Here is a 4,828-nt window from a genome sequence, read left to right on the forward strand (position 1 = left end):
GGAAGCCGGCGCTTCGCGCCGGCGACGCAGTGAACGAGGGCACGGGAGAGCGAAGCTCTCCCGGAGGAATCGGCTGGGGAGGACGTGGTGCGGTGCGGAGGCGGGGCGGTCTTGATGCGGCTCGGTCGCTGCTGTGATCGCACCATCAGAATCAGAGCCGTTTCGGAGCGAACGAACAGTGTCGTCAACTCAGCGGGGTTCCGTTTTTAGTCGGTACCCACACGCATTTCCCCTCCGCCCCCCAACCGCGAGATATGCGAATCGGCGTGGTCGTCAATCCCATCGCGGGGATGGGTGGACGAGTCGGCCTGAAGGGAACAGACGGCATGGTCGCGGAAGCACGGGAGCGGGGGGCGGAACAGCGTGCACCCGCCAGAGCTATCGACGCGCTGTCGGCGCTGTACGAGCGCGCGCCGGGGACGCAGCTGCTGGCCTACGGCGGGGAGATGGGAGCGAACGAAGCACGGGCGGCGGGGTTCGACCCCGAAGTCGTCGGCGAACCCGAGGGTGAGAACACGAAGGAGACGAGCGCGTCGGACACCCGCGAGGCGGTTCACCGCTTGATCTCGGAGGGCATCGACTTGCTCCTGTTCGTCGGCGGCGACGGAACCGCGGTGGACGTTGCGGAAACCCTCTCCGCCGAAGGCAGCGAGGTCCCCATGCTCGGCGTCCCGGCGGGCGTGAAAATCTATTCGTCGGTGTTCGCGGTGACGCCGAAGGCGGCGGGGCGGGTCGCGGCGGGATTCGACCGCGTGGAGGAGCGAGAGGTGAACGACATCGACGAGGAGGCGTACCGCGACGGCGAGGTCCGGGCGGAACTGAAAGCCATCGCTCGCGTTCCCGTGGCCGAATCGCTCCAGTCGAGCAAACAGTTGGGCGGCGGGACGGTCGAAAGCCTCGCGCAGGGCGTCGCCGACGACGTGCAGGAGGGGGTCACCTACGTTCTCGGCCCCGGAAGTACGGTCGGAGCCATCAAAGCCGAGTTGGGATTCGAGGGGTCCCCGCTCGGCGTGGACGTGTGGCGCGACGGGGAACTGCTCGCGCGGGACGCGAACGAGGAGGAAATCCTCGCCGTCCTCGGGGACGAAAACGTCATTGTCGTCTCGCCGATCGGCGGGCAGGGCTTCGTCTTCGGCCGTGGCAATCACCAGCTTTCACCGGCCGTGATCCGCCGTTCGACCGTCGAAATCGTCGCCTCGAAGACGAAACTCGACGGGATCGGCGTTCTCCGGGCGGATACGGGCGACGAGGATGTGGACGAGTCGCTCCGCGGCTGGCACAAAGTGCGCGTGGGTCGCTTCGAGCGACGTATGTTGAAACTATCGTGAGACATTTAGTGACATACGGTGAAGTTTAAGGCTTCGTACACAAATGAAAGGATATGGAAACACGGAAAGTTCAGCGACTCGGGCCATCGACGTTGGCGATGACCCTTCCTGCGGAGTGGGCACAGCAGCACGGGGTCGAGAAGGGTGATGAGGTTTCGTTGCGAATCAGCGGCAAAGGAACGCTCACTGTCCTTCCCGAATCGGCACACGACGACGAGTCGGAGGCGACGATTCACACCGAAGAGTTGGATGCGGACGCCGTCGAACGTGCCATCGTCGCCCAATACGTTCTCGGTCGGCGCGTCATCCATGTCGTGAGCGAGGAGACCCTCGAAAGCAGCCACATCAACGCGGTCTACAACGCGGAAACACAGCTAATGGGACTTGGCGTCATCGAGGAAACGCCCGAGAGCATCGCCATTCGATGCTCGGTCGACCCCGAGGATTTCGATCTGGACAACCTACTGGAGCGACTGGAGAACACGGGCAGTACCATGCGTGGCGAGGCCGTGAAGGCGCTCGCCCACGGCAACGCCGACCTCGCCCAGCGGGCGTTGAACCGCGAACGACAAGCGAACAAGATCTTCGTTCTTCTCCTCCGTCTCATCTTCACTGCACACGAAAACCCCGCCATCGCGCGTGCCATCGGGTTGGAAAGCGGCTTCCCGCTCATCGGCTACCGCTCGATTGCAAAGAACCTCGAACTCACGGCGGACAACGCGGAGGACATCGCGGATATCGTCCTCGCGGCCAACGGCCACACTCTCGAAGTCGATAGCAGCACCATGCGGCGTATCCGGGAGTTCACCGATCAGGTGGACGAGATGACCGCGTTGGCGGTGCAAGCGAGCGTGGAGCGGGATTACGACAAGACGCTCGAAGTTCGACGCAAGTTCCACGAACTCGGTGACCGCGAGTCGGACATCCTCTCGGACCTCCCCGAGATGTCGAACGACGACCTCCTACAGATTCGGGACGTGCTCGTCAGCCTCCAGCACACCGCCCAGTACGCCATGCGAAACGCGGAAATCGCGGCGAATCTGGCGCTCAACGAGGAAAGTCGACACACGACGATCAACTGATCGATTATCCCGATTATTTCTCGAGTTTTTCGTCCCGTAGTCGGAAGAATCAATACCCGAGGCAGACACGATGAGAACACGATAGAGCGTAGTCGACACCAATGATAGAGCGAACGTATTCTGACGACATCACGACGGAACAGGACGGCGAAACGGTATCGATAGCAGGAAACGTCCACGACATTCGAGATCTCGGTGGACTCTCCTTCGTCATCGTACGCGACCGGGAAGGGCAGATTCAGGTCGTGTTCAAGGAGCAAAACGACGAGGAACTGTTCGAGGCGTCGAACGACCTCGGCAAGGAAGACGTCGTGCGAATCACCGGAACGGTGAAAGCGAGCGACCAAGCGCCGGGCGGCGTCGAACTCATGCCCTCCGAACTGGAGGTCATCAGCGAGGCCGATTCCCCGCTTCCGATGGAAGTGGCGAAGGACATCGAGTCGGACCTCTCGACCAGGCTCGACAACCGGAGCATCGACCTCCGAAAGCCGGAGACCTATGCGGTCTTCTCGCTCCGCTCGAAGCTAGTCAACGCGATGGAAGAATGGTTCGACGATGAAGGCTTCCGTAACGTCGATACGCCCCTCCTCTCGCAGGAAGGTGCGGAAGGTGGCGCGGAACTGTTCCCCGTCGTCTACTACGGTGACGAAGTGTTCCTCTCCCAGAGCCCGCAGTTGTACAAGCAGATGCTCATGGCGGCCGGGTTCGACAAGATCTACGAGACCGGGACGGCGTTCCGTGCCGAAGCGTTCGCCACCTCCCGACACGTCTCGGAAATTTCGATGTTCGACGTCGAGTTGGCGTACATCGAGGATCACCACGACGTGATGGACGTCCAGGAGGAGTCGCTTCGCTACACGCTCGAACAGGTCAGCGAGAACGCGGCGGACGAACTGGAGACGCTCGGCGTCGAACTCGACGTTCCGACCGACCCGTTCCCACGCGTTACGTTCGAGGAAGCGCGTGACATCCTCGCGACGGAGTTCGACCACGTTCCGGACGACGAAACCGACCTCGACACGAAAGGCGAGAAACTGCTCGGCGAGTACTTCGCGGAGCAGGGCCATCCCGCCTTCTTCGTCGTCGGCTACCCGGACGAGAAGTTCTACTACAAACAGGACGTGCCGGAGGACGACATCGCGTCCCGAAAGTTCGACCTGATCTATCTGGGTCAGGAACTCTCCTCGGGCGGCCAGCGTGAACACGACATCGAGACGATGAGCCAGTACATGGAGGACCAGGGTGCTGACCCCGAGAACTTCCACTTCTATCTCGAATCGTTCCGCTTCGGTATCCCGCCACACGGTGGCTACGGGCTCGGTATCGACCGACTCGTCCAGAAGGTGGCCGGTCTCGAAAACATCAAAGAGGGAATCCTCTTCCCGCGCGACCCCGACCGCGTCACGCCATAACGCCGTCGAAGTCGCGATTCGAAACCCTATTCTTTCGACCGTTCGACCGGACATCCGCCGAAACGCGTTAGTCCGAGCCGACCTCCATGCTTCCCTCGGCGGGCCGTTCGCCTTCCTTCTTCGCCATCAGCGGGTTCCGGGAGGAAATCCGACATGGGAACTCCGGATTCTCCCCGAAGTGACGAATCAACAGGTGTCGCCGTGATCCCGTGATTCCGGTTCGTCCCACGTCCTCGGCTGTGAACTCGTCGGGTAGTCGGTCGAACAGGCGATCCATGGCGTCGAACGTCCGGAACACTTTGGCGTTCCCTGCGGAGTCGGCACTCCGTCGGGAGACCTCGTAACTGCCGTCCTCGCGGAACGTCCCCGCGGTACGGAAGAACTCTCGGCGTTCGGTCAGGGCATCGCCGACGGCGTCCTGCAGGTCCGTCGCGGACTCGCGTGACAACTCGAAGGTTTTGCCGTCGATGTCCAACAGAATCGATTCACCGTCGCGCGTTGCGGTTACGGAACTCTCATTACGGGAGAAGAACTCGACCAGGAGACTGGGTACTCCGTGCCATACATCTCTCTGTACTCGCCGGAATAAAAACTCTATCGGTGGGGGAGAATACTACACCGCCCGGTGCATCTCGGCCAGCAGGTCGCCGAGAAGCCCGCCACCGTCGGTGGTCGTCGTTGTAGTCGCTGTAGTCGCCGTAGTCGTCGTTCCGGTGGCTCCGGTCGTTGTGGCGGTCGTCGTTTCGGTCGTCGCGCTCGTCGACGAGTCCGTGGCAGGCGTCGTGGAGTGCGTGGTCGTCCCCGTTCCGTCGTCCGTCACCGTGTTGTGGGTCGTCGTTCCCCCGTTTCCAGCCGTCACGTTCGTGCTGGCGAGCGTCCCTTCGGCGGAATCGTTCTCGAAGATATGGGTCTGGATCCGCTTTTCGTAGGTGAGTTGCCGGAGTGGCACACGAACAGTCTTGCCGCTCGGCAGTTCGATTTTCGCGTAAAACCTGATCTTCAGGTC

Annotated in this window: 4 protein-coding genes and 1 pseudogene; 3 read left to right on the forward strand and 2 right to left on the reverse strand. The window is 61.8% G+C overall.

Features of this window, described 5'->3' with window-relative positions; translation table 11 throughout:
* The first annotated feature begins 254 nt into the window (after positions 1-254).
* The 3 genes from WBV42_RS13550 to aspS all read left to right on the forward strand — a co-directional run bounded on the left by WBV42_RS13550 (position 255) and on the right by aspS (position 3,822).
* Positions 255-1,328 carry an ATP-NAD kinase family protein gene (locus WBV42_RS13550; protein WP_423986496.1) on the forward strand — a complete coding sequence of 358 codons (1,074 nt, stop codon included), beginning with the start codon at positions 255-257 and terminating at the stop codon, positions 1,326-1,328.
* Positions 1,329-1,381: 53 nt separating this feature from the next.
* A complete protein-coding gene (locus WBV42_RS13555) occupies positions 1,382-2,410 on the forward strand; it encodes a phosphate signaling complex PhoU family protein (RefSeq protein WP_066145314.1) in 1,029 nt (342 codons plus the stop codon).
* A 101-nt stretch (positions 2,411-2,511) separates the two neighbouring features.
* A complete protein-coding gene (aspS, locus tag WBV42_RS13560; protein WP_423986497.1) occupies positions 2,512-3,822 on the forward strand; it encodes an aspartate--tRNA(Asn) ligase in 1,311 nt (436 codons plus the stop codon).
* Between the two features lie 67 nt (positions 3,823-3,889).
* Here the strand turns inward: aspS and WBV42_RS13565 are convergent, their stop codons facing one another.
* Both WBV42_RS13565 and WBV42_RS13570 read right to left on the reverse strand, forming a co-directional pair.
* The gene (locus tag WBV42_RS13565; protein WP_423986498.1) at positions 3,890-4,297 is read right to left on the reverse strand and encodes a DUF7528 family protein; all 408 of its coding nucleotides are present in this window, start codon (positions 4,295-4,297) and stop codon (positions 3,890-3,892) included.
* Positions 4,298-4,435: 138 nt separating this feature from the next.
* Positions 4,436-4,828: pseudogene (locus WBV42_RS13570) on the reverse strand (LEA type 2 family protein); the annotation flags it as partial.

The sequence above is a fragment of the Haladaptatus sp. genome (assembly GCF_049589095.1).
Lineage (GTDB): Archaea > Halobacteriota > Halobacteria > Halobacteriales > Haladaptataceae > Haladaptatus.